Below are 244 nucleotides of genomic sequence, written 5' to 3'. Positions count from 1 at the left end.
ATTCCACGCGTTACTTCTCCGTTGCTTACACCTGCCGCTACCTTAAATGCAACATCTGGATAATCTACCGCATCCTTTGAAAAGCAGCCATAATCTTCTACCTCATGACCTAATTCCTCGACATAGCTTTTTACTATTTCTTTTAAATCAAAAGCATTGTTATCGCATCCAATTCCTATTTTCACTTTCGAATCCCCTTTCGTTTGTTCACATGAAGTTATTATTCATTTTTACTATACTATTA

At 36.1% G+C, this 244-nt stretch carries 1 protein-coding gene; it reads right to left on the bottom strand.

What is annotated here, in order from left to right; translation table 11 throughout:
• Positions 1-185 (bottom strand): RpiB/LacA/LacB family sugar-phosphate isomerase (locus V7147_RS17305; protein WP_335369081.1); only part of this gene is annotated, 185 nt, incomplete at its 3' end.
• Positions 186-244 lie beyond the last annotated feature (59 nt).

It is taken from the genome of Bacillus sp. JJ1521 (genome assembly GCF_036965165.1).
In the GTDB taxonomy this organism is placed as follows: domain Bacteria; phylum Bacillota; class Bacilli; order Bacillales; family Bacillaceae_L; genus Ferdinandcohnia.
The sequence above is the reverse complement of the archived record's forward strand: the minus strand, read 5'-3'. Positions and strand labels throughout refer to the sequence as shown.